General features: G+C 68.4%; 20 protein-coding genes. 11 read left to right on the forward strand and 9 right to left on the reverse strand.

Annotated features, from left to right (window positions below):
* The first annotated feature begins 26 nt into the window (after nucleotides 1-26).
* Nucleotides 27-803, forward strand: coding sequence for a substrate-binding periplasmic protein (locus FF090_RS06800; RefSeq protein ID WP_175423560.1), 777 nt, complete (start codon nucleotides 27-29; stop codon nucleotides 801-803).
* Between the two features lie 44 nt (nucleotides 804-847).
* Nucleotides 848-2,503 (forward strand): ABC transporter substrate-binding protein, encoded by a 1,656-nt coding sequence (locus FF090_RS06805; protein WP_138858313.1) that lies wholly within the window; start codon nucleotides 848-850, stop codon nucleotides 2,501-2,503.
* A gap of 197 nt (nucleotides 2,504-2,700) precedes the next feature.
* Here the strand turns inward: FF090_RS06805 and FF090_RS06810 are convergent, their stop codons facing one another.
* Together FF090_RS06810 and FF090_RS06815 are read right to left on the reverse strand one after the other, a co-directional pair.
* The gene (locus FF090_RS06810) at nucleotides 2,701-3,657 is read right to left on the reverse strand and encodes an alpha/beta fold hydrolase (RefSeq protein ID WP_138856013.1); all 957 of its coding nucleotides are present in this window, start codon (nucleotides 3,655-3,657) and stop codon (nucleotides 2,701-2,703) included.
* Entirely contained in the window at nucleotides 3,654-4,382 is a 729-nt protein-coding gene (locus tag FF090_RS06815; RefSeq protein WP_138856014.1) for a hypothetical protein, read from the reverse strand. Before FF090_RS06815 ends, FF090_RS06810 begins: the two co-directional genes overlap by 4 nt.
* Nucleotides 4,383-4,385: 3 nt before the next feature.
* Between FF090_RS06815 and FF090_RS06820 the strand changes: the two genes are divergently transcribed.
* The 4 genes from FF090_RS06820 (at nucleotide 4,386) to FF090_RS06835 (ending at nucleotide 6,345) form a co-directional block, all read left to right on the forward strand.
* A complete protein-coding gene (locus tag FF090_RS06820; RefSeq protein WP_138856015.1) occupies nucleotides 4,386-4,889 on the forward strand; it encodes an aminoacyl-tRNA deacylase in 504 nt (167 codons plus the stop codon).
* Nucleotides 4,890-4,973: 84 nt separating this feature from the next.
* Nucleotides 4,974-5,591 carry a glycerol-3-phosphate 1-O-acyltransferase PlsY gene (plsY, locus tag FF090_RS06825; protein ID WP_138856016.1) on the forward strand — a complete coding sequence of 206 codons (618 nt, stop codon included), beginning with the start codon at nucleotides 4,974-4,976 and terminating at the stop codon, nucleotides 5,589-5,591.
* Nucleotides 5,588-5,950, forward strand: a complete 363-nt coding sequence (locus FF090_RS06830; protein ID WP_138856017.1) for a RidA family protein — start codon at nucleotides 5,588-5,590, stop codon at nucleotides 5,948-5,950. The genes plsY and FF090_RS06830 overlap by 4 nt, the downstream gene beginning before the upstream one ends.
* Nucleotides 5,947-6,345 (forward strand): glutaredoxin family protein, encoded by a 399-nt coding sequence (locus tag FF090_RS06835; RefSeq protein ID WP_138856018.1) that lies wholly within the window; start codon nucleotides 5,947-5,949, stop codon nucleotides 6,343-6,345. Before FF090_RS06830 ends, FF090_RS06835 begins: the two co-directional genes overlap by 4 nt.
* Here FF090_RS06835 and FF090_RS06840 read toward each other — a convergent pair.
* Nucleotides 6,340-6,963 carry an L-threonylcarbamoyladenylate synthase gene (locus tag FF090_RS06840; RefSeq protein WP_138856019.1) on the reverse strand — a complete coding sequence of 208 codons (624 nt, stop codon included), beginning with the start codon at nucleotides 6,961-6,963 and terminating at the stop codon, nucleotides 6,340-6,342. The genes FF090_RS06835 and FF090_RS06840 overlap by 6 nt on opposite strands.
* On the opposite strand from FF090_RS06840, the gene FF090_RS06845 reads away from it, so the two are divergent.
* Nucleotides 6,962-7,684 (forward strand): DUF3047 domain-containing protein, encoded by a 723-nt coding sequence (locus FF090_RS06845; protein ID WP_246071534.1) that lies wholly within the window; start codon nucleotides 6,962-6,964, stop codon nucleotides 7,682-7,684. The genes FF090_RS06840 and FF090_RS06845 overlap by 2 nt on opposite strands.
* Nucleotides 7,685-7,715: 31 nt before the next feature.
* Here FF090_RS06845 and FF090_RS06850 read toward each other — a convergent pair whose 3' ends face one another.
* Nucleotides 7,716-8,612 carry a 3',5'-nucleoside bisphosphate phosphatase gene (locus FF090_RS06850; RefSeq protein ID WP_138856020.1) on the reverse strand — a complete coding sequence of 299 codons (897 nt, stop codon included), beginning with the start codon at nucleotides 8,610-8,612 and terminating at the stop codon, nucleotides 7,716-7,718.
* A gap of 59 nt (nucleotides 8,613-8,671) precedes the next feature.
* Between FF090_RS06850 and FF090_RS06855 the strand changes: the two genes are divergently transcribed.
* Together FF090_RS06855 and FF090_RS06860 are read left to right on the forward strand one after the other, a co-directional pair.
* Nucleotides 8,672-10,075 (forward strand): wax ester/triacylglycerol synthase family O-acyltransferase, encoded by a 1,404-nt coding sequence (locus FF090_RS06855; protein ID WP_138856021.1) that lies wholly within the window; start codon nucleotides 8,672-8,674, stop codon nucleotides 10,073-10,075.
* 680 nt (nucleotides 10,076-10,755) lie between these two features.
* Nucleotides 10,756-11,133, forward strand: a complete 378-nt coding sequence (locus FF090_RS06860; RefSeq protein ID WP_138856022.1) for a hypothetical protein — start codon at nucleotides 10,756-10,758, stop codon at nucleotides 11,131-11,133.
* Nucleotides 11,134-11,319: 186 nt separating this feature from the next.
* Here the strand turns inward: FF090_RS06860 and recJ are convergent, their stop codons facing one another.
* Both recJ and FF090_RS06870 read right to left on the reverse strand, forming a co-directional pair.
* Nucleotides 11,320-13,053 carry a single-stranded-DNA-specific exonuclease RecJ gene (gene recJ / locus FF090_RS06865; protein WP_138856023.1) on the reverse strand — a complete coding sequence of 578 codons (1,734 nt, stop codon included), beginning with the start codon at nucleotides 13,051-13,053 and terminating at the stop codon, nucleotides 11,320-11,322.
* Nucleotides 13,050-13,943 (reverse strand): hypothetical protein, encoded by an 894-nt coding sequence (locus FF090_RS06870; protein ID WP_138856024.1) that lies wholly within the window; start codon nucleotides 13,941-13,943, stop codon nucleotides 13,050-13,052. The genes recJ and FF090_RS06870 overlap by 4 nt, the downstream gene beginning before the upstream one ends.
* Nucleotides 13,944-14,044: 101 nt before the next feature.
* Between FF090_RS06870 and ppk1 the strand changes: the two genes are divergently transcribed.
* Nucleotides 14,045-16,093: a polyphosphate kinase 1 gene (gene ppk1, locus FF090_RS06875; RefSeq protein WP_138856025.1), complete on the forward strand. Its 2,049-nt coding sequence runs from the start codon at nucleotides 14,045-14,047 to the stop codon at nucleotides 16,091-16,093.
* On the opposite strand, the gene FF090_RS06880 is transcribed toward ppk1, so the two are convergent.
* Entirely contained in the window at nucleotides 16,081-17,595 is a 1,515-nt protein-coding gene (locus FF090_RS06880) for a Ppx/GppA phosphatase family protein (protein ID WP_138856026.1), read from the reverse strand. The genes ppk1 and FF090_RS06880 overlap by 13 nt on opposite strands.
* Nucleotides 17,596-17,683: 88 nt before the next feature.
* Between FF090_RS06880 and FF090_RS06885 the strand changes: the two genes are divergently transcribed.
* Complete coding sequence (locus tag FF090_RS06885) at nucleotides 17,684-18,463, forward strand: ZIP family metal transporter (RefSeq protein WP_138856027.1); 780 nt, start codon at nucleotides 17,684-17,686, stop codon at nucleotides 18,461-18,463.
* A 3-nt stretch (nucleotides 18,464-18,466) separates the two neighbouring features.
* On the opposite strand, the gene FF090_RS06890 is transcribed toward FF090_RS06885, so the two are convergent.
* Nucleotides 18,467-19,576, reverse strand: a complete 1,110-nt coding sequence (locus FF090_RS06890; protein WP_175423561.1) for a transporter substrate-binding domain-containing protein — start codon at nucleotides 19,574-19,576, stop codon at nucleotides 18,467-18,469.
* Nucleotides 19,573-20,820 (reverse strand): hypothetical protein, encoded by a 1,248-nt coding sequence (locus tag FF090_RS19155; RefSeq protein WP_175423562.1) that lies wholly within the window; start codon nucleotides 20,818-20,820, stop codon nucleotides 19,573-19,575. The genes FF090_RS06890 and FF090_RS19155 overlap by 4 nt, the downstream gene beginning before the upstream one ends.
* Nucleotides 20,821-20,843: the final 23 nt, after the last annotated feature.

Genomic DNA, 20,843 nt, shown 5'->3' on the forward strand with positions numbered 1-20,843 from the left:
GGGCTCTCGCCATGCAGGGAATCGCCATGACGCTGATGCGTCGTCATCTGCCTTGGGCCTTGAGCGGACTGGCCAGCCGCAGCGCGCTGGCCAAAGCCGCCCCCTTGCGGGTGGCGGCTGAGAGCTTTCCGCCCTTTACCCATCAAGCCGATGGGCGCGTGCAGGGCCTGGATGTGGAGTTGGTCAGCCGGGTGATGGCGGGCCTGGGCCAGACGCTGGAGATCAGCATCCTGCCTTGGAAGCGGGCGCTGCTGGATTTGGAAGAGGGCGTACTGGATGCCGTGCTCGGCGTCAGCCGCGGCGGGCTGAACGAGCGCGAGGAGATGCTGGCCTTCCCCGATGAGCCGCTGAGCACCGCCTACAGCCACTTCTATTTCCGCGCGGATCGGCCCTTCTTGTTTGACGGCCTGTTCACCCTCAAGGGCAAGCGGGTGGCGGTGTTGGCGGGCTATCGGCACCCGCCCGACTTCAGCGCCGCCAGCTACTTCCAGCGCGAGGCATCGGCCACGCACGAGCAAAGCCTGCGCAAGCTGCTGGCGGGGCGCGTTGATCTGGCCCTGGTGCACGCGGCCGTGGGGGAGTACCTGATCCAGCGCGAGGGCTGGAGTGAGCAGCTGCGGGCCGATGCCGCGCCCATTGCGCCGGGTCGCCTCTACATGGGCTTCTCGCGCCAGCGCGGGCATGCGCTGTTGGCCGAGCGCTTCGGATTGGCGCTGCAGCGGTACAAGCGCGGCCCGGAGTATCGCCAGATGCTGGCGCGCTACGGCTTGCGCCCCGAGGTACTGGCGGGGCCGCAGGCGTGAAGCGGCGTGACAGCCTGCTGGCGGGCCTGGGCGCACCTTGGCTGATGGGGCGCGCGCAAGCGGCCGCGCCGGGGCCCGAGCGCTTCCAGCCCAGCACTTTGAGTCGCACGCAGCAGCAGGCCGAGTTGGACTGGTTTGCGCAAGCGGCCCAACGCTTTCGCGGCGGGCGCATCCGGGTGCTGTCCGAGATCATCGCCACCCACGAGTACGAGGCACGCGTGCTGGCGCCTGCCTTCGCGCAGCTCACCGGCATCCAAGTCGAGCATGAACTGCGCCCCGAGGGCGATGTGGTGCGCCGCCTGCGCGAGCAGATGCAGGGCGGTTCGGCGCTCTACGACGCCTTCGTCAATGACAGCGATCTGATCGGCACCCACTGGCGCTACGACGCCACGGTGGTACTCAGCGACTGGATGCGCGGCGAGGGGCGCGAACAGACCTTGCCGACGCTGGACCTGAAGGACTTCATCGGCCTGGCCTTCACCACGGCGCCCAATGGCGACCTCTATCAGTTGCCCGATCAGCAGTTCGCCAACCTCTATTGGTTCCGTCATGACTGGTTCAGCCGACCCGATCTGCAGCGGCGTTTTCAGGCCCGTTATGGCTACCCCCTGGGTGTGCCACTGAACTGGTCGGCCTACGAAGACATTGCCGAGTTCTTCACCGATGAGGTGCGCGAACTGGATGGCCGCCGCATCTACGGCCACATGGACTACGGCAAGCGCGACCCCAGCTTGGGCTGGCGCTTTACCGATGCCTGGCTCTCGATGGCCGGTCAGGGCAGCGAAGGCTATCCCAATGGCCTGCCGGTGGACGAATGGGGCATCCGCATGGAGGGCTGCCGCCCGGTGGGGGCCAGCGTGGTGCGCGGCGGCGGCACCAACAGCCCGGCCGCGGTCTATGCCTTGGATCGCTATCTGCACTGGATGCGCCGCTTTGCACCACCCGGTGCGCTGCAGATGGACTTCAACCAGGCCGGCCCGGTACCGGGGCAGGGCGCCATCGCGCAGCAGATCTTCTGGTACACCGCCTTTACGGCCGCCATGTCGCAGCGCGGGCTGCCGGTCAACCATGCCAATGGCCTGCCCAAGTGGCGGGTGGCACCCTCGCCGCATGGGGCTTATTGGCGCGAGGGCATGCAGCGCGGCTATCAGGACGTGGGCGCCTGGACCTTGCTGAAGAACAGCGCCCTTGAGCAGCGCCGCATGGCCTGGCTGTATGCGCAGTTCTGCGTTTGCAAGACGGTCTCGCTGGCCAAAAGCCTGGCCGGACTGACCTTCATCCGCGACAGCGACATCCGCTCGGCCGCGCTCACGCGGCTGGCGCCGCGCCTGGGGGGTTTGGTGGAGTTCTACCGCAGCCCGGCGCGCGTGTACTGGACCCCCACCGGCCCCAATGTGCCCGACTACCCGCGCCTGGCCGAGCTGTGGTGGCAGCACGTGGGCGAGGCCACGGCCGGGAGGCTCAAGCCCCAGCAGGCCATGGACGATCTGGCTGGCGCCATGGATGGCGCCCTGGGTGAGCTGGCGCGCAGCCAGAAGGGGCCCTGCGCGCCGCAGTTGCGCGCCCCTCTGCCCGAGGCCCAGTGGCGCGCTCTGCCTGGCGCGGCGCAGGCGCGCTTGGCCAACGAGAAGCCCGGCGGACGCACCATCGCCTACGAACGCCTGCTGCGCATCTGGCAGCTGGGTTCAGACCCGAAGTAGGGCCTGTTCACACTAAGCGAGGCCACGCGAAAGGGTCTTGCCAGCTGGCAGCCTAGGCGCGCGGCGCTGCCCAGGCTGGACGCCTGGGCGAGCCGTGCAACGACGGATGGCGGCCGGCAAGACCCTTTCCCTCCGGGTTGCCACCAGAAAGGGCGCCCACTTTGTTGCAAAGCTCGCTGGGGCAGTGAGCCCCAGCTTCACTTCGCGCCGCGTTGGCGCCCCGTCTGGATGGCAACGCGCTGGCCTCCATTAGTGTGAACAGGCCCTAGAAATTCCTGCAGCAGGGCGGCCACCGCTTCGGGGCGGTCGTGATGCAGCATGTGGCCGCAGTCGCTCAGGCGCTCATGGCGCAGCTGCGGCACCACGGCCAGGCGCTCCAGCAGGTCGCTGCGCGGGTAGCGGCGGCCGAAGTAGGCCGCCAGGCTGTCGTCCTCGCCCTCAATGAAGAGCACGGGGGCCGTGATGCGCGCCCAACAGGCCAGCGCCTCGGCACGGCGGTAGAGCACCGCATGGCTGCGCTTGTGCACCGGGTCGGCGCACAGCTCACGGCCGCCAACTTCGCCGCCAGCGCCGGGGCGGCTCCACTGCGTGGCCAGCCAGGCGGCGCGCTCGGGGGCCAGGCGCGGGTTGGTCTTGCGCAGGCGCGCGGCCACGGCATCCAGGTCGGCGTAGGGCGCGAGGCGCGCGGGCTCACGCAACTCGTCCAGCCAGCGCGCCATGCGTTCGGGGGCCTGTTCGGGCGGGCTGTCGGGCAGGCCGTAGCCTTCCAGATTCACCAGTCGGCGCACCCGCTGCGGCCGCACGCCGGCATAGAGCATGGCCACATTGCCGCCCATGCTGTGGCCCAGCAGGTCCACCGGTTCGGTCGGGCTGATCAGGTCCAGCCAGGCTTCGAGATCGCCCAGGTAGTCCGCAAACCAATAGGCGTCACGGCCCGCGCCTTCGCTCTGCCCGAAGCCGCGCCAGTCCAGGGCCCAGATCGGGCGCTCGGTGTCCAGCGCATCCACCAGAAACTGGAACGAGGCGGCCAGATCCATCCAGCCATGCAGCAGCACCAGGGGACTGCCCTGGCCGGGCCAGTGCAGGGCGTGTTGGCGCAAGGCTCGCAGGCTGCGGAACTCGGATTGCGGCTGGCGCTTGGGGGCGTAGTTCATCGCGGTCGGGCGTGTTGGATGGCGGAGCCGGGCTTGTCATTGAAACAGCTGCCCTGCGTGTTGATGCCCACCGGGCCATCCATGGCGAAGAGGGCATTGGCGCGGTTGGTGTGCACACGGGTGCAGCTGCCATCGGGGCGGCGCGTCATGGTGCCACCGTCGGCCATTTCAATGACTTCGGCCTCGTTGCCGATGCGCCTGGCCAGTTTTTGCTCGGCGCTGAGGCGCGGGCTGTTGGCGCGCGGGTCGTGAATGGCCTGCTGTGCCGGGGTGTTGCGCGCATCAGGCTTCCAGTCCTTGGGCAGGGCCAGATTGAGGGGCGCCTTGGCCGTACTCGGCGCAGCCACAGAGGAGGCCGCCGCAGAAGGGCTTGCCAGCACCGTGATGGCATTCGGTCCGGGTGCTGCGATGGCGAATTCGGGAATGGGCAGGGTGGCCGCCTCCGGCGTGGCCATCCGAGGCGGGAGCGCTGTGGGGGATCGGGCAAGGGGCCGAGGTGAGGGCGGCTCCACGGCGCGCGGCGGCGGGGTCAGCTCGATGAGCCGCAGTTCCACACGGGCGGGCTTCGGCTCGGGCAGGCTGCGCTGCTGAATGAGCACGCCGCCCACTCCCAAATGCAGGGCCAGCACCGCGAGCGCGGGCAGGGCAGGGCGGCGAGGGGGCTGGTAGACCAAGGCAGAGCAGGTGACGAAGGGCCGCGCATTCTGACCGCACCACAATGCCATGCCATGAGTAAGAAAACCACGCATGTCAGCGCCACGCCGGCCACCCCAGCGACAACTTGGTTGCGCGCCCACGGCGTGCCTTTCACCGAACATCCCTACGACTATGTGGAGCACGGCGGCACGGCCGAGTCCGCGCGCCAACTTGGCGTGGACGAGCATGCCGTCGTCAAGACCCTGGTGATGCAGGACGAGGCGGCCAAGCCCCTGGTGGTGCTGATGCACGGCGATTGCCAGGTCAGCCTCAAGGAACTGGCGCGGCAAATCCCCTGCAAGAAAGTGGAGCCCTGCAAGCCGGAGGTGGCGCAGCGCCACAGCGGCTACCAGGTGGGCGGCACCTCGCCCTTTGGTCTGCGCAAGGCCCTGCCCATCTATGTGCAGCGCACGGTGCTGGAGTTGCCGCGCATCTGCATCAATGGCGGGCGGCGCGGCTTTTTGGTGGGCATCGAGCCCCAGGTGCTTGTGAATGCCCTGGGGGCCCGGGAAGTGGACTGCGCGTCGCCACAATAGCGAGGTGCGTGCCCCCAGTCTCCTTTTAGTCGCCACCCCCCGAGGGGGCCCTTGTGGTCTCGGGACGGCCCATCGACCCCACCCATGAACGCAACCCTGACCCCCTTGCTGGCCGCCTTGCTGGCCTATCTGATCGGCTCGCTCTCTTTTGCCGTCATCTTCAGCCGCCTGATGGGCCTGGCCGATCCGCGCTCTTATGGCTCGGGCAACCCGGGGGCTACCAATGTGCTGCGCAGCGGCAACAAGGCCGCCGCCGTGCTGACCCTGGTGTTTGACGCGCTCAAGGGCTATTTGCCGGTGCTGGCCGTGTTCCTGTGGGGCGCGCCGCTGGGCCTGGGCGAGGGCACGGCCGCCTTGGTGGCGGTGGGCGCCTTCCTGGGCCATCTGTGGCCGGTGTTCTTCCGCTTCAAAGGCGGCAAGGGCGTGGCCACGGCGGCCGGTGCTTTGTTTGCGCTCAATCCCATCCTGGGACTGGCCACCCTGGCCACCTGGGTGATCCTGGTGTACTTCACCCGCCTGGTGTCGCTGGGCTCGGTGGCGGCTGCGGGGTTTGCGCCCTTCTACCAAATGTTGATCTGGGGCTTCGGGCCGGTGGTGGGGGCAGCAGGCCTGATGGGCCTGCTGCTGATCTGGCGCCACGAGGCCAACCTCAAACGTCTGATGGCCGGCACCGAACCCCGGCTGGGAGCCAAGAAGTCATGAGCACGATTGAACGCATCGGCATGGCCGCGCGCTACAGCGAGGCCGCCATCCACAACGGTGTGATCTACCTGGCCGGCCAGGTGGCCGAGGCCACGGCGGGGCAGGACATCACGGCCCAGACCACCGAGGTGCTGGGCATGGTGGATCGCCTGCTTGGCTCATGCGGCTCCAGCAAGGCGCACTTGCTGCGGGTGGAAATTTATCTGGCCGACTTGGCTGACTACGCCGGCATGAATGCGGTGTGGGATGCCTGGGTGCAGCCCGGCGCTGCGCCGCCGCGCGCCACGGTGCAGGCCCAGCTGGCCAAGCCCGAGTGGCGGGTGGAGATGGTGGTCACTGCCGCGCGGAGCGCCCCGTGAGTTCCGAAAGCCCTCGCCGCTGGCGCGATTGGTGGCAGGTCCTGGCCGTCATCGTCGTGGCCATGGGCGTGGCGCATGGCTTGCAAGCGCGCCGCGAGGCGGTGGATGAGGAGTTGGCCAGCGCCCTGCGGGCCGTGGCGCAGCCGGGCGACCTGCGCATGCTGGGCTCAGAGACTTGCCGCTTTTGCTGGGCCGCACGCCAGTGGCTTGAAAAGGCCCAGGTGCCCTACCAAGAATGCCTGATCGAGCGCGATGCTGCGTGTGCGGCCGACTACCAGCGCACTGGCGCCCAGGGCACGCCCACCTTCATGGTGCGGGGTCAGGTGGCGCAGCGCGGCTTTGAGCCCGAGGCCTTGCTCAAGGCCCTGCAGGCGGTCAAGCCCCGCAGTTCATAGGCCCAAAACAGCGGGGTCGCCCCGGCCGCTGCGCACCAGCTCCGGCTCGGGGCCGGTCAGGTCCACCACCGTGGTGGGCTCGCGCGGGCAGGCGCCGATGCAGACGATGGCCTGCAACTGGTGCTCGAAACGCGCCCGGATCTCGCTGGCCTCATTGAGCGGCTCGTCCTCGCCGGGGGGGATCAGGGTGGTTGCCAGCAGCGGCTGGCCCAGCTCTTCCAGCAAGGCCTGGGTGACGCGGCAATCCGGCACCCGCAGGCCGATGGTGCGGCGGCTGGGGTGCGAGAGCCGGCGCGGCACCTCCTTGGTGGCGGGCAGGATGAAGGTGTAGGCCCCCGGCGTGGCGTGCTTGAGCAGGCGATATTGCCGGTTGTCCACCATGGCATAGCTGGCCAGTTCGGACAGATCACGGCACAGCAGGGTCAAATGGTGGCGGTCATCCACCCCGCGCACGCGGCGCAGCTGTTCGGCAGCGGCCTTGTCGTCCAGGTGGCAGACCAGGGCATAGCTCGAATCGGTGGGAATGGCGGCCAGGCCGCCCTTGTGCAGGATCTGCGCAGCTTGCTTGAGCAAGCGCAGTTGCGGGTTGTCAGGATGAACTTCAAAGAACTGGGCCATGACGGGATTGTCTGAGATGGGGCGGCGTACTTTTCTGGGCGGCGCGGTGTTGGGTTTGACGGGCTGCGTCAGCCTACCCTCCCCGCCGCTGGAAGCTGCCGATGGCTGGAGCCATGTGCGGCTGCCGGGCAAGAAGGCGAGCCTCTACCGCACCACGGTCAAGGAGGGGCGCGCCGCCATCGAGGCCCGCGCCGAGGGCTCGGCCAGCCTGTGGCGCCGCCCCCTGGACCTGGCACCCGAGGCGCTGGGCGAGGTGAACTTTTCTTGGTGGGTGCAGAGCCTGCTGCCGCGCTCTGATGTGCGCGACGCCGGGCGCGAGGACGCCGTGGTGCGGGTGCTGTTTGCCTTTGACGGCGACCGCAGCCGTCTCAGTGCGCGCAACCGCGCGCTTTTTGAGCTGGCCGAGTTGCTGACGGGCGAGCCCCCGCCCTTTGCCACCCTGATGTATGTGTGGGAGCGCCAGGCCCCGCTGGAGACGGTGATCCACAACCCGCGCACCGACCGCGTGCGCAAGATCGTGGTGGACACCGGGACGGAACACCTGGGCCGCTGGCGCGAGCACCGCCGCCGTCTGGACTTGGACTACCAGCGCGCCTTTGGCGAGCCGCCCGGCCGCTTGCAGTCGGTGGCCCTGATGAGCGACGCCGACAACACCGGCGGCTCGGTGCGCGCCTGGTATGGGCCGGTGGAGTTGGCAGGTCAGTCCCTCACTGGGGCCTGATCTATTGCGGCTTGGTCTATTGCGGCCTGGTCTATTGCGGCTTGATTGGCGGAAAGTCGATGCGCGCCTGAAGCGCCATCCACACCGGCTGCAGCCGGCCGCTCAGCGCCGGCAGGCTGCCCAGTTCGGTGCGGCTTTCCTCGGGCGAGTGGAAGTCGCTGCCGCGCGAGGCCAGCAGGCCGAACTCCAGCGCCTGCTCGGTCCAGCGCAGGGCATCTAGATCCGAGTGACTGCCCGTCACCACCTCCACCGCCCGGCCGCCGTGGGCGATGAAGTCGTTGATCAGGCCCCACTCCTCGTTGGGTGTGAAGCCATAGCGCGCCGGGTGGGCGATCACCGCCAGGCCACCTGCCTCGTGAATCCAGCGCAGTGCGTCGGCCAGCGCAGCCCAGCGGTGTTCCACATAGCCGGGCTTGCCTGGCGTGAGAAAGCGGCGGAAGACCTCGGGCACGTCGCGGCAGTGGCCGTTTTCCACCAGGAAGCGCGCAAAGTGCGTGCGCGAGATCAGATCGGGGTTGCCCACATGCTGCAGCGCCCCCTCGAACGCCCCGTGGATGCCCACCTGCGCCAGCTGCGCCGCCATCTCGCGCGCGCGCTGTTCGCGCCCGCCACGTGTGGTTTGCAGGCCCTGCAGCAGTTGCGGGTCGGTCTCGTCAAACCCGAGGCCGACGATGTGCACCACCTTGCCGGCAAAGCTGACCGAGATCTCTACCCCGCTCAGGAAGGCCATGCCAGCCGCCAGCGCAGCGGCGCGCGCGCGCGCCACACCGCCCACCTCGTCGTGATCGGTCAAGGCCCAGAGTTGCACGCCCTGTGCGGCCGCGCGCGCGGCCACGACCTCGGGTGCCAAAGTGCCATCGCTGACGCTGGAGTGGCAATGCAGGTCGGCATTGGTCAGGGGGTTCAAATCGGCAGGGCGCAAGGGCATGAGCGGCATTATCGAAGCCCTATGCTCGCAGCCTTGCTTGACAAAGGAATCGCCCCACCATGAGCCGACTCTCCTTGCTGGACCTTGCCTTCTTTGTGGCCGAGACCGCCGCCAGCCCCAAGCATGTGGCCGGCCTGCACATCCTGGCGCGGCCCAAGGGCAGCAGCGTGAAATTCGCGCGCGAGTTGTTCGATGAACTGCGGGAGCACACCGAGGTCCAGCCGCCCTTCAACCGCGTGATCCAGTTCGTGGGCGCCGGCTTGCTGCCCAGCTGGCGCAAGGCCGAAGCGGTGGACCTGGACCAGCACTTGTTCTTCCATCGTTTGAAGCGCGGCCGCAACCAGCGCGAGGACCTCTATGCGCACGTGAGCGAGCTGCACCAGCCCGTGCTGGACCGCAGCCGCCCGCTGTGGGAGGTGCATGTCATCGACGGCCTCTGGGACGGCCAGTTCGCCATCTACTACAAGATGCACCACGCCTATGCGGACGGCATCACCATGACGCGCTGGGGTTCTGAGGCCCTGAGCACCGAGCCCGATGAGCTCGAACTGCGCCCGGTCTGGGCCACCGACCACCTGCGCCGCCGCCGAGGGTCAGGGGGGGCGGCCGGCGCCGCGCCGCGCAGCCCCATCAATCTGCAGCTCATCGGCAAAGTCTGGAAGCAGATCACCGCCAACAGCAAGCGCGCCGTGGGCATTTCGCGCCTGGGTGCCATGCTGGCGCTGGAGGCCGTCAAGCTCACCAAGAACGCGATTGCCTTGCCCTTCATGGCCAGCGGCGCCACGCCCTTCACAGGCACCGCTACGCCCGGCCGCCAGCTGGCCACCGCCGCCGTGCCCATGGAGCGCATTGCCAAGGTGCGCGCCAAGGCCCGCGCCACCCTCAACCATGTGGCCCTGACCTGCCTGGACGGTGCCATGCACCGCTACCTGAAGGACGAGGGCATCACGCTGGACCGCCCCATCACCATCCAGATGCCGGTGAATCTGCGGCGCGAGGGCGAGAAGGGCGCCGGCAACAAGATCGGCATCATCCTGGTGGACCTCTCACCGCCCACCGACGACGCCTATGTGCGCCTGCGCAATGTCGGCTACTCACTGCGCAATGTGCGCACCATGATCGACGCCGTCGCCCCCGAGGCCATCGAGACCTACACCATCCTGACCGGCGTGCTGGGCCAGCTGGCCGATATGTTCAAGCTCGCCGACGTGGTCACGCCCATGGGCAATGCCACCGTCTCCAACGTGCCCGGCCCGGCCGAGTTCCTCTACCTGAAAGGTGCCCAGGTGCGCGAGATGCACCCGGTCTCCACCCTGCCGCCCACGCACCTGATCAACATCACCCTCTTCAGCTATGCCGGGCAGCTGAACTTCGGCCTGATCGCCACCGACGCCTTGCCGAATCTGCAGCGGTTGGCGAGGTATGTGGAGGAGGAATTTGTGGCGTTGGAGGGGGCGGTGTAGGGTGGGGGTGAATTTAACGAAATGCTGGATTGCAAGCCCCCAATACCCTAACTGGATATCTAGACAGTCCAGCAGCCGCAAAAGCCGGATTCTGTCAAGCGGGCAACACGCTAGGGCTAGTGGTTGTGGCCGCCAATCTCACTAGATATAGTCGGCTGGCATTCCAGATAGTGGAGTGCTAATAGGGGCGCCACCCAAGGCGGGAACCAAGGGTGGCGCATGATTGGCCGGATCGGTTGACACGGCCTTTCGCGTCCTGATGGGGTCAGGGGTTCGAAGCATAGCGTGGCAGTCTTTTGCCAGGTTATGCGGAATCCCCCGATTGATTGGACGTCCTCCGTTGACCTTTTAAGTGAAAGGAAAGCGCCATGTCCAAGATCGGACGCCATGCTGGCACCGGCCAGTTCACAACCGTGCAACAAGCACGACAGCAGCCTCGAACGCATGTGGTGGAGACCATCCGCCGTCCTGCGCCGGCGCCCACTCCGCCTAAACCCAAGGTGAAGTAAGGCTTAGGCCCCTGATTTGGGGCCTTTCATTTCATGCCTGTAGATAAGGCCACTTGTCGTTCGGCATGAATTCGGCGCAAAACCCGACCTCGGCGCCCTAGCAGGCGTGGCCGCCCCCGATGCGCACTCGCAGTGCTTGTCGGGACTTGCGACTTAAAGCTGGAGAAAACAATGGGACTGAAGAAAACGTTGGGTGCCGTACTGGCTCTGGCCTGGCTGGTGGTGGGCTGCAGCAAAGCCGCTGACCCAGCCAAGCCGCCAGCCGGTATGGAAGGCACTTGGACTGGCAGCACCGGACAAGGCCATCGATCCGTTACCTTTGGTCAGGGGAAAATGACCACAACACAGGCCGGTATGGCCGGCACCTATCAGGTGCAGTACTTCCCAGACGACGTCGTAGCACCGATGGCCGCAACGCTCAATGCCGTGCAAAGCGTGCGGGTAGAGGCCAAAAACAGTGAGACAGGTCAAAGCATCAAGTTGACTTACACCGTGATCGGGGGCGTGGTGTTGCAGGATGCGCTTGGGCCACTGCACCGGAGGCCCTGAACATTTCAATGCGATTGCCATGAGCATGCCCTCGCTGTTCAGGGATCAACTCGGCCTGTATCAGGTCGCCTATTCGGGGCTAGGGGGCCAGGGTCAAGTCTTGCCTTTTGCCCTCCAGCGGGCCAGCGGTCGTAGGGGGCTCTGGAGCCTAGCAATGCCTGACCATGGGGCCCGCTTCGTCCCCGATCAGGCCAGGGCCTCCACCATCACCTGCAAGCGCGCCTGCCCCTGATAACTGTCGCGTGCCAGCCGGTAGGCCAGGCGCACGGGGCTGCCTTCCAGGGTCTGATCGCGGCGGAACCAGATGGCGTCGAGCTCGGGGCCGCTGTTGCCCAGCCGCAGGCGCAGCTTGAGGTGGCCACTGCCGACCAGGCGTTGGTTCAGCACCTGGAAGCGGTCAACAAACAGCGGCGCCTCGAAGCCCTGGCCCCAGACCTGGGCGTCGAGCTGCTCAGCCAGCGCCAGGGTGACAGTCTCGTGCTCCAGGCCGCCGTCGTGGCGCAGTTCGCGCGCCAGTTGCTCCGGCCCCAGCCATTCGCTGGCGATGGCGCGCAGGCTGGCCTCGAAGCGGGTCGGGTCTTCGACGGCCAGGGTGGCACCGGCCGCCATGGCGTGGCCGCCGAACTTGGCCAGAAGATCGGGCTCGCGCTTGGCCAGCAGGTCCAGGGCGTCGCGCAGATGAAAGCCGGGGATGGAGCGGCCCGAGCCTTTGAGGCGGCCGTCCGCCCCGCGCGCGAATACGAAGCAGGGGCGGTGCAGCGCGTCCTTGAGCCGCCCGGCCAGGATGCCGACCACGCCCTCGTGAAAGCTCTCGTCAAACAGGGCCAGGGCCAGGGGGGGATCACCTTGGGGCATCAGGCGTTCGAGCAGCTCTTCGCTGCGTTCGCGCATCTCGGCCTCGACGCCGCGGCGTTCGCGGTTGATGGCGTCCAGCTGCTGGGCCAGCACGAGGGCGCGCACGGGGTCGTCGGTGCGCAGGCACTCGATGCCCAGGCGCATGTCGGACAGACGCCCGGCGGCATTGATGCGAGGGCCCAATGCGAAGCCGAAGTCCTGGCTGCTGGCGCGCGTGGCGTCGCGGCCGGCCACTTCGAACAGCGCGCGCACGCCGGCTTGCATTTGCCCGGCGCGGATGCGCTTGAGCCCCTGGGCCACCAGGCGGCGGTTGTTGGCGTCGAGCTTGACCACATCGGCCGTGGTGCCCAGGGCCACCAGGTCCAAGAGGCCATCCAGGCGCGGCTGCGCCTGGCCCTCAAAGGCGCCGCGCTGGCGCAGCTCGGCGCGCAGGGCCAACAGCACATAAAAGGCCACGCCCACGCCGGCCAGGGCTTTGCTGGGGAAGGTGCAGCCGGGCTGGTTGGGGTTGACGATGGCGTCCGCGGCCGGCAGCAGGATGGCGCCCGTGCTGTCTTGCGCGCATAGGTGGTGGTCGGTCACCAGCACCTGCAGGCCGCAGGCCTTGGCGTGCGCCACGCCCTCCAGGCTGGCAATGCCGTTGTCCACGGTGATCAGGACTTGGGCGCCCTGGGCGAGGGCGAGGTCGACGATGGCCGGCGTCAGGCCATAGCCATGCACGGCGCGGTCGGGCACCACGTAGTCAAGTTGCTCGGGGGCAGCGCCCAAGAGCTGCAGGCCGCGCAGCAGGGTGGCGCAGGCGGTGGCGCCGTCGCAGTCGTAGTCGGCCACCACGCACAGGCGCAGGCCTTGCGAGAAGGCATCGGCCAAGAGCGTGGCGGCGGCGGCACTGCCCTTCAGCTCGGCGGGCGGGTGCAGCTGCGCGAGGTCGGGGTCCAGCTCTTGGGCGGACTGCACGCCGCGGGCGGCAAACAGGCGGGCCAGCAGGGGCGGCAGGCCCTGCTGCTCCAAGGCATAGGCGACACGGGGCGCGGCCGTGCGGGCCGTGATTCGAAGCGGGCTCAAAGGAATTCGTCCAGGCTTTGGAGCAGGGGGGACAGGTCAGTCTGTCGACGACGTTGCCAGGGCCAGCGCCACCCGGGCTTGGGCGCCAGCCAGCTGAGGCAGCGCGCGTCGCCGGCCAGGGTCAGCCGCGCGGCCTGGCCTTGCGCCGCGGCTTGCAGCAGGGCGGCGATGGGGCCACGGTCCAGCGCCTCCCAGTCGCTCACCTCGGGCCACAGATGCAGATCGGCCGGTGCGGGCGCGCTTCCAGGAGAGCGGCTGAGCGCGCTGCCGCTGCCCCAGAGCCAGACCGAGTTCACGCGCAGCCGCCCCTGGGCCTCGCGGGCCTGGTTGACCGGGTGATCGTGCAGCAGCATCTGGGCTTCGTTCTGCAGCCGGCGCAGCCAGCGCTCGCTGGGCAGCCAGGGGGTGAGGGGGCGTTGCACCACGCGCGCCAGGCTGGCCACGCGCAGCGACTCCAGCTGTGGATGGGCCAGCAGCCAGGTTCCACAGCCCCCTTCCGGCAGGGTCTGGGTCCGCCAGCCTTCTGCGGCGGGGAACAGCACGCTCAGGGCCTCGAACAGGGCTGCCGACTCTGCGGGCTGCAGGTCGGTGATCGGCAGGGCCACGGCCTGCTGCGCGTCCAGCTGCAGATGCAGGGGCGACAAGAGCGCCCAGGGGCCGGGGGCTAGACCGGCGGATAGTCCGACAGCCTGCGCGGCCCGGGCCGCTGCGCAAGGGGCGGCGTCGCCGCGCAACTCGGCCAGGGCGCGCTCAAAGGGAGTGTCCAAGGCCTCGGCCTCGCCGCCCCAGGGCCAGCTCTGGGGCTCCCAGGTGCTGAGCAGCCGGGTCAACAAGGGGGGCAGGGAGGGGCCGGCGCGGTGGCCAGCAGGCCAGGCGATCAGGCAATGCATGCGGCGCATTATCCGGACCGCTCTGCGGCCCCGCTCAGTGGCCCCGCTCAGTGCCCCCCTCTGTCACCGAACCGTCACGGCGCCGCCGCAGAATCGCGCGCATGACCCGATCTGCCTTGCCTTTGCTCGATCGCGAGCAGGCCATCCTCGAATTCCAGCGCCGTGTGCTGGCCCAGGCCTCGCGTGCGGATGTGCCTTTGCTGGAGCGGCTGCGCTATTTGTGCATCGTCTCCAGCAATTTGGACGAGTTCTTCGAGGTGCGCTTTGCGGACCTGTTGGACGCCATGCGCGACGAGAGCCGCAGCGCCAGCGAGGCCGATGTGGAGCGGGTGGCCTTGTTGGCGCACGAGCTGATCGATGCGCAGTACGGCATCTTCAATGAGCAGCTGATGCCGGCGCTGCGCGATCGCGGTATCGGCATTCGCAACCATGCGGACCGCAATGCGCGCCAGCGGGCCTGGGTGGCGCGCTTTTTTGCGCGGGAGGTCAAGCCCTTGCTGGTGCCTCTGAGCCTGGACCCGGCGCATCCCTTCCCGCAGGTGGCCAACAAAGCCCTGCACTTCATCGTGCGCCTGTCCGGCGCCGATGCGCTGGGGCGTGAGAACCCCATCGCCATCGTCAAGGTACCGCGTGTGCTGCCGCGCGTGATCAAGCTGCCGCCTTCGGTGGCGCCGGGCGAGCAGTGCTTCGTGCTGCTCTCCAGCGTGATTCGCGCCCACCTGGACGCCTTGTTCCCCGGGCGCGAGGTGGTGTCCTTTTCGCAGTTCCGCGTCACGCGGGACTCGGACCTGGAGGTCGACGACGAAGAAGAGGTGGTCAATCTGCGCCATGCGGTGCGCTCGCGCCTGACCACCCGCCACTTCGGTCGCGCCGTGCGCCTGGAGGTGGTGCGCAGCTGCCCGCAGGATCTCTCCGAGCTGCTGCTGCGCCAGTTCGAGTTGCCGGCGGCTGCGCTCTACCGGGTGCACGGGCCGGTCAATCTGGTGCGGCTGAATGAACTGATCGACCAGACCCAGGCGCCGGACCTGCGCTTTGAGCCGCACGAGCCGGTGTGGCCCCAGGGCCGGCTGCCGCGCCAGAAGCCGATGTTTGAACGCCTGCAGCGCGGCGATGTGCTGCTGCACCATCCCTTCGAAAGCTTTGAGCCGGTGGTCCAGTTCCTGCGCAATGCCGTGCACGACCCTGAGGTGCTGGCCATCAAGCAGACCGTCTATCGCACGGGTGCGGATTCGGTGCTGATGGACCTGCTGGTCGAGGGCGCGCGGCGCGGCAAGGAAGTGCTGGTGGTGGTCGAGCTCAAGGCGCGCTTTGACGAGGAGGCCAACGTCAACTGGGCCGAGCGCCTGGAGGCGGCGGGCGCCCAGGTGGTTTATGGCGTGGTGGGCTTGAAGACCCACGCCAAGCTTTTGCTGGTGACACGCCGCGAAGGACGACGCCTGCGGCGCTATGTGCACCTGTCCACCGGCAACTACAACCCGCGTACCGCGCGTTTCTATACCGATCTGGGCCTCTTGAGCGCCGACCCGGCCCTGGGCGCCGATGCCGACGCGGTGTTCGGCCTGCTGGCCAGCAGCGCGCTGCCGCAGCCCCTGAAAGAGCTGGTGCTGGCGCCTTTTGAGATGCACGCTCGCTGGTGCGCGCACCTGGAGCAAGTGCGGCAGGCCGCGCTGCAAGGGCAGCCTGCGCGGGTGGTGGTGAAGACCAATGCGCTGACGGACTTGGGGCTGATCGACGCCCTGGTGGCCGCTTCCCAGGCCGGGGCCCAGGTGGACTTGGTGGTGCGTGGCGCCTGCCGCCTGCCGCCCGGTCTGGTCGGCCTGACCGAGAACATCCGCGTGCGCTCGGTGGTCGGGCGCTTTCTGGAACACACCCGGGTGATCTATTTCCGCTGGGGCGAGGCCGACGACGCGGAGGCGCTGTACTTGAGCAGTGCTGACTGGATGAGCCGCAATATGCAGGGGCGCATCGAGCTGGCCTGGCCGGTGCGCGATGCCAAGCTGCGCCAACGGGTCATTGACGAGGCCTTCACGCCCTACCTCAAGGACGAGCGCGATGCGTGGCGGCTGCGCTCAGATGGCAGCTACCAGCGGGTGGCCGAGTCCGGCCTCAGCGCGCAGCAGGCCTTGGTGGAGCGCTATCAAGCAGACTGAAGCTGCAGCAAGCCGCTCTTGTTCCACTGCAGCAATTCCTGCTGCAGCAGGTACTCGGTCTGCGGGTGGGCGCGCACCCAGGCGGGGTCCAGCGTCAGCGTGATTTCACGCTCACGGCGCTTCAGCTTCAGCGGCGGGCGCACGGGCGTTTCGCGGCCATGGCAGCACAGCAGGGCCAGGCGCAATGCCAGCACTTGCCACAGCAGGCTGTCCTCGCGCAGCTCCGCCTCCAGCTTGCGCAGCCCGCCGCGCTGGCCCAGGACCAGCAGGCCCATGCGGCGCAGCTGGTTTTGAGAGAAGCCGGCCAGATCCAGATGGCTGATCAGGTAGTGGCTGTGGCGGTGGTGGTCGTGGTGCGAGACCTGCTGGCCGATCTCGTGCAGATCGGCGGTCCAGCCCAGCTCCAGGCGCTGCTCGCGCGCCGCGCGCGGCGCCAGGGTCTGGTGCAGATGCCGGGCCAGCTCGCGCACCCGCAGGGCTTGGGCGGTGTCGACGCCGAAGCGGCGCTGCACGTCCAGCACGGCACCGGCACGCGGGTCATCGCCCAGGCCCTGCGGATGGACGCGCAGGCGCTCGGCCATGTCGAACACCAGGCCCTGGCGCAGGGCACCGCGGGCCGGCTCGATGGCGTCGATGTCGAACATCACCATCAGCGTGTAAAGGATGGCCAGGCCGCCGGCGACGACATTGCGGCGTTCCTCGCGCAAGCCCGGCAATTTGAGGGTGGCCACTTGGCCGGCTTGGATGCAGGCCTGGATGCACCAGCGCAGGCCGTCCTGCGTGATGCGGCCGTCGGTCTGACCGGACTCCTCCAAGATTTGCGACACCGCGCCCACGGTGCCCGAGCTGCCCAGAACCTCCAGCCAGGCCGGTTGGCAATGGGGGCGGGCAAACAGTTGCACCGCCTCTTCCAGTTCAGCCGCCGCGGCGATCTGGGCCGCGCGGAATGCTTCGGCCGTCAAGCGCCCATCGGCAAAAAAGCGCACCGAGAGGCCGACGCTGCCGATCTGGAAGGACTCGACCTTCAAGGCCTGGTGCCCCTGGCCGAGGATGATCTCGGTGCTGCGCCCGCCGATGTCGATCACCAATCGGGGGCGCTGAGATTCGTGCAGGCGGGCCACACCGGCATAGATCAGCCGGGCCTCCTCGCGGCCCGAGATCACTTCGATGGGGAAGCCCAGCGCCTCCTGGGCGCGCACCAGAAAGGCATCGCGGTTGCGCGCTTCGCGCAGGGTTTGGGTGCTCACGGCGCGCAGGCGCTCGGGTGCGAAGCCCCTCAGCTCGGCGCCGAAGCGCCGCAGGCACTCCAGGGCCCGGGCCATGGCCGCCTCGGTCAGATCCTGGTTGGCGTCCAGACCCGCGCCCAGGCGGATGGGTTCCTTCCAGTAGGCCAGGGTCTTGTAATCCCCCGAGCGCAGGCGTGCGACCTCGAGGCGAAAGCTGTTGGAACCGAGGTCTATGGCGGCCAGCGCATCGGGCCCCCAGCGGGTGGGATTGAGCATGGCGCGCATTCTGTGCGGCTTTTGTGACAGCGGTTCACCCTGGCTGCGCTGCGACAATCGCGCCCCTTTTGCCTTCCCTCGCGCGTCCATGACCCTTGCCTACATCGTGCTGGCCACCCTGGCCGGCGGCCTGCTGTCCGTGACGATTGCGGCGGGGCTGACGGTGAGTTTGCTGTCGCGACTGGTGCCGCAACTGGTCAGCCTGTCCACCGGCGTGCTGCTGGGCACGGCCCTGCTGTCGGTGCTGCCCGAGGCGTTTGAGGGCCAGAGCCATCCGCAGCCTCTGTTTCTGACCCTGCTGGGCGGCCTGCTGTTTTTCTTCTTCCTGGAGAAGGTGGAGCTCTACCGCCACAGCCATCATCACGAGGGCGACGGCCACGACCACCATCACCACTTTGACCAGGAGCAGGCCGGGCGCGGCGGGCTGTCGGTGTTGGTGGGCGACAGCATCCATAACTTCTGTGATGGCGCCCTGATTGCGGTGGCCTTCCTGGCCGACACCCAGCTCGGTTGGATGACCGCCATCGCCATCGTGGCGCACGAGATCCCTCAGGAGGTGGGTGACTATCTGGTGCTGCTGAATGCCGGCTTCAGCCGCGCGCGTGCCTTGGCCTACAACGCGCTCTCGGGCCTGGCGGCGGTGGCGGGCGGGGTGCTGGGCTATTTCCTGATCCAGCCCTTCCAGGAGCTGCTGCCCTACCTGATGGTGGTGGCGGCCTCCAGCTTCATCTATGTGGCGGTGGCCGACCTGATTCCGCAGTTGCAGCGCCGGCTGCCCTGGCGCGCCACCTTGATGCAAATCGTCTGGCTGGTGGTGGGGCTGGGGGTCGTGGGCCTGTTGCTGCTAGAGCGCGGCCACGCGCACTAAGCCCTACTGCAGCACGCGCAGATCGGCGTCCACCTCGTCCAGCGGCAGATAGCCGATGGCCAGCGGCTGCTGACGCAGGCGCTGTTTCAGGGCGGCGGCGGAGTCCAGCACTTGCGGCCGCCGCCCCTTGCCGCTGAAGCCGGCGCGCGACCATTCGGCGCGCAGCTGAGCGGCGCTGCGCTGCATCAGCTCGCTGGCAAAGGCCTGCAGGGTGTCGCCACCCAGGGACAGGAGCTGTGGGCTGCCGCCCTCGTCCAGGCTGCTGAGGCGGCCGAGATAAAGCGCTTCCATCTGGGCGCGGCTGAGTTGGGTCCATGGGCTGCCCGGGCCCACCACCAGGGCCACGGTGGCCATGTTCTGTGCGCGCATCAGGGCCTCGATCTCGCCCTGCTCGACAAGCCGGCGCAGCGCCCCGAGCACGTCGGCGGCGGCCACTTTGCCTGCCTTGGGCACCGCGCAGTGGTAGGGCGCATGGCCGATTGGCAGGCGCCATTCGCTCAGGCCGGGCGCTGCTGCCTCGCGTTCAAAGGCCGTGACCTCGAACAGCGTGGCCACGGCGTAGCGGGTGCGGCCCAGGGCCAGTTTGCGCAACGCGCGATCCGGGCTGAGCGCGTCGTCGCGACGCCAGCCATTGGGCAGGGCCTCCAACTGCGGGTAGCTGAAGTGCAGGGCCGCCCCCACCGAGTCTTGGCTGCCCAAGTCCTGCAAGCGTCGCAGGGGGGGCGACTGGCTCTGCCCCACCAACACCTCGGGCAGCACAAAGAGCTTCGCGCTCCAGACATAGGCCTCGGGCTGGCGCACCCAGTCGGGGCTGGCGTGGCAGCGCAGGTCGTACTCCCCCGCCACCGCGCCGGCATCCAAGCGGGCCCGCGGCAGCGGCACGAACTGGACGCGCCGCTTGAGCAACTGCCCCAGTCGCAGCGCCAGTTCGACATTGAAACCGCCCTTGACTTGGGACTCTTGGACTTGGGCAAAGGGCGGGCCCCAGGACTGCGACAGCGCCACGCGCAGCGCGGCCTCCTCGGCGCCGGCCTGCGGCGCGGCCAGCAGGCTGGCCAAGCCGATCAGGCCGGTCAGTCCCGTGGTGAGGCGCAGGCGGTGACGGGCGGTCAAAACAGGAAGTCCAGGTTGACGCTGAGCTGGCGCACACGGCCATCCCACACCGGTCCGCGGTAGCTGCCGATCGGCGGCGGCGAGGGCACTTCCAGGAAGTTGCTTTGCCCCAGGCCGGCTTCGGCCGTGCTGCGGTAGCCCTCGATCTGAAGCTTGAGCGCCATGCGTTCGCGGAAGTCCCAGCGCAGGCCCAGCTGCCAGATCCGGCGGTCATTCGGCGTTTGCAGATAGCGGTCGATGCGAGCGTGAACGGCGGCGGCCGCAGGGCCGGCCTGAGGCAAGGTCTGCAAGCCCAAGGGGGGCTCGCGAAAGCGCATTTCGCCCACTACCGCATAGGGCGTCCAGTCGCCCATCCGGTGCGCCGCCAGCACATACCAGGCTTGGGCGCGGGCTGCCAAGGTGCTGTTGGCCTCACGCGCGGTGGCCTCCAGGCTCAGCAGCCAGGGGCCGTCGTCGTATTGCAGGGCCAGGCTGTGGATGCGGCTGTGGATGCCGCGGGTAGGCACCCGCCGGGCCAGCACGCTGGCGCAGTTGCTGCAGCCCGTGCGGCCGCTGGAGAGCTCGTTCAGCAATCGCTCGATGGCCGGGACGGCGGTGTCGAACACCAGACTGTGATGGCCATAGCGCAGGCTCCAAGGCCCTTGATCCCAGCGCAAGGCCAGGCCGCTTAGTTGTTCGGCTTTGACTTGGCCTGCGGGAACGCCCAGCTTGGCGTTGCCCCAATACAACTCGGTCTTGAGCTCGCCAGGGCCGAAGGCGTGATGGTGGTTGATCTGCACCCCGTCCACATGAGTGAAGGGATTGATCTGGTAGACCACATTGGCCGGCCGCGCGCTGGTTTGCGCGTAGCCCAGGTGGCGGGTCTCGGAGTGCAGGAACACCGGCAGTGCGGTGCGGCCCAGGCGCCACTGCCAGCCGGACTCGGTCTCCTGGCTCCAGTACAACCATTCGGTGCGCGGCCGGGCTCCATGGCGCACGTCATCCCGCGCCAGGGCTTGCCAGACCAGCTTGCCCAGCCGGGGATGACTGGCCTGTGCCTGAACGGCCAGCAGGCTGTCGCCATCGAACACCCAGTCGCCATCGCGACTGAAGTGGCGGTTGCGGCCATCGGCGCGCACACCGGCCACGGCGTCGTCGCCGCGGTGTGCGGCCACCGTGCCATAGCCTTCCCACTGGATTTCCTGCGCTGCGCTGGCGCCCATGCCGAGTGCCAGCAGTCCAGCGATGCCCAGCCTGCGCGGCATGCTGTCTCCCCCTGATCCCGCAC

The sequence above is a fragment of the Inhella inkyongensis genome (genome assembly GCF_005952805.1).
In the GTDB taxonomy this organism is placed as follows: domain Bacteria; phylum Pseudomonadota; class Gammaproteobacteria; order Burkholderiales; family Burkholderiaceae_C; genus Inhella; species Inhella inkyongensis.

Excerpts from the sequence above, each read along its gene's own strand:
- FF090_RS06800 (WP_175423560.1), top strand. The coding sequence starts at position 27 with ATGACGCTGATGCGTCGTCATCTGCCTTGGGCCTTGAGCGGACTGGCC.
- FF090_RS06805 (WP_138858313.1), top strand. The coding sequence starts at position 848 with ATGGGGCGCGCGCAAGCGGCCGCGCCGGGGCCCGAGCGCTTCCAGCCC.
- FF090_RS06810 (WP_138856013.1), bottom strand. The coding sequence starts at position 3,657 with ATGAACTACGCCCCCAAGCGCCAGCCGCAATCCGAGTTCCGCAGCCTG.
- FF090_RS06815 (WP_138856014.1), bottom strand. The coding sequence starts at position 4,382 with ATGGCATTGTGGTGCGGTCAGAATGCGCGGCCCTTCGTCACCTGCTCT.
- FF090_RS06820 (WP_138856015.1), top strand. The coding sequence starts at position 4,386 with ATGAGTAAGAAAACCACGCATGTCAGCGCCACGCCGGCCACCCCAGCG.
- plsY (WP_138856016.1), top strand. The coding sequence starts at position 4,974 with ATGAACGCAACCCTGACCCCCTTGCTGGCCGCCTTGCTGGCCTATCTG.
- FF090_RS06830 (WP_138856017.1), top strand. The coding sequence starts at position 5,588 with ATGAGCACGATTGAACGCATCGGCATGGCCGCGCGCTACAGCGAGGCC.
- FF090_RS06845 (WP_246071534.1), top strand. The coding sequence starts at position 6,962 with ATGACGGGATTGTCTGAGATGGGGCGGCGTACTTTTCTGGGCGGCGCG.
- FF090_RS06840 (WP_138856019.1), bottom strand. The coding sequence starts at position 6,963 with ATGGCCCAGTTCTTTGAAGTTCATCCTGACAACCCGCAACTGCGCTTG.
- FF090_RS06850 (WP_138856020.1), bottom strand. The coding sequence starts at position 8,612 with ATGCCCTTGCGCCCTGCCGATTTGAACCCCCTGACCAATGCCGACCTG.
- FF090_RS06855 (WP_138856021.1), top strand. The coding sequence starts at position 8,672 with ATGAGCCGACTCTCCTTGCTGGACCTTGCCTTCTTTGTGGCCGAGACC.
- FF090_RS06860 (WP_138856022.1), top strand. The coding sequence starts at position 10,756 with ATGGGACTGAAGAAAACGTTGGGTGCCGTACTGGCTCTGGCCTGGCTG.
- FF090_RS06870 (WP_138856024.1), bottom strand. The coding sequence starts at position 13,943 with ATGCATTGCCTGATCGCCTGGCCTGCTGGCCACCGCGCCGGCCCCTCC.
- ppk1 (WP_138856025.1), top strand. The coding sequence starts at position 14,045 with ATGACCCGATCTGCCTTGCCTTTGCTCGATCGCGAGCAGGCCATCCTC.
- FF090_RS06880 (WP_138856026.1), bottom strand. The coding sequence starts at position 17,595 with ATGCTCAATCCCACCCGCTGGGGGCCCGATGCGCTGGCCGCCATAGAC.
- FF090_RS06885 (WP_138856027.1), top strand. The coding sequence starts at position 17,684 with ATGACCCTTGCCTACATCGTGCTGGCCACCCTGGCCGGCGGCCTGCTG.
- FF090_RS19155 (WP_175423562.1), bottom strand. The coding sequence starts at position 20,820 with ATGCCGCGCAGGCTGGGCATCGCTGGACTGCTGGCACTCGGCATGGGC.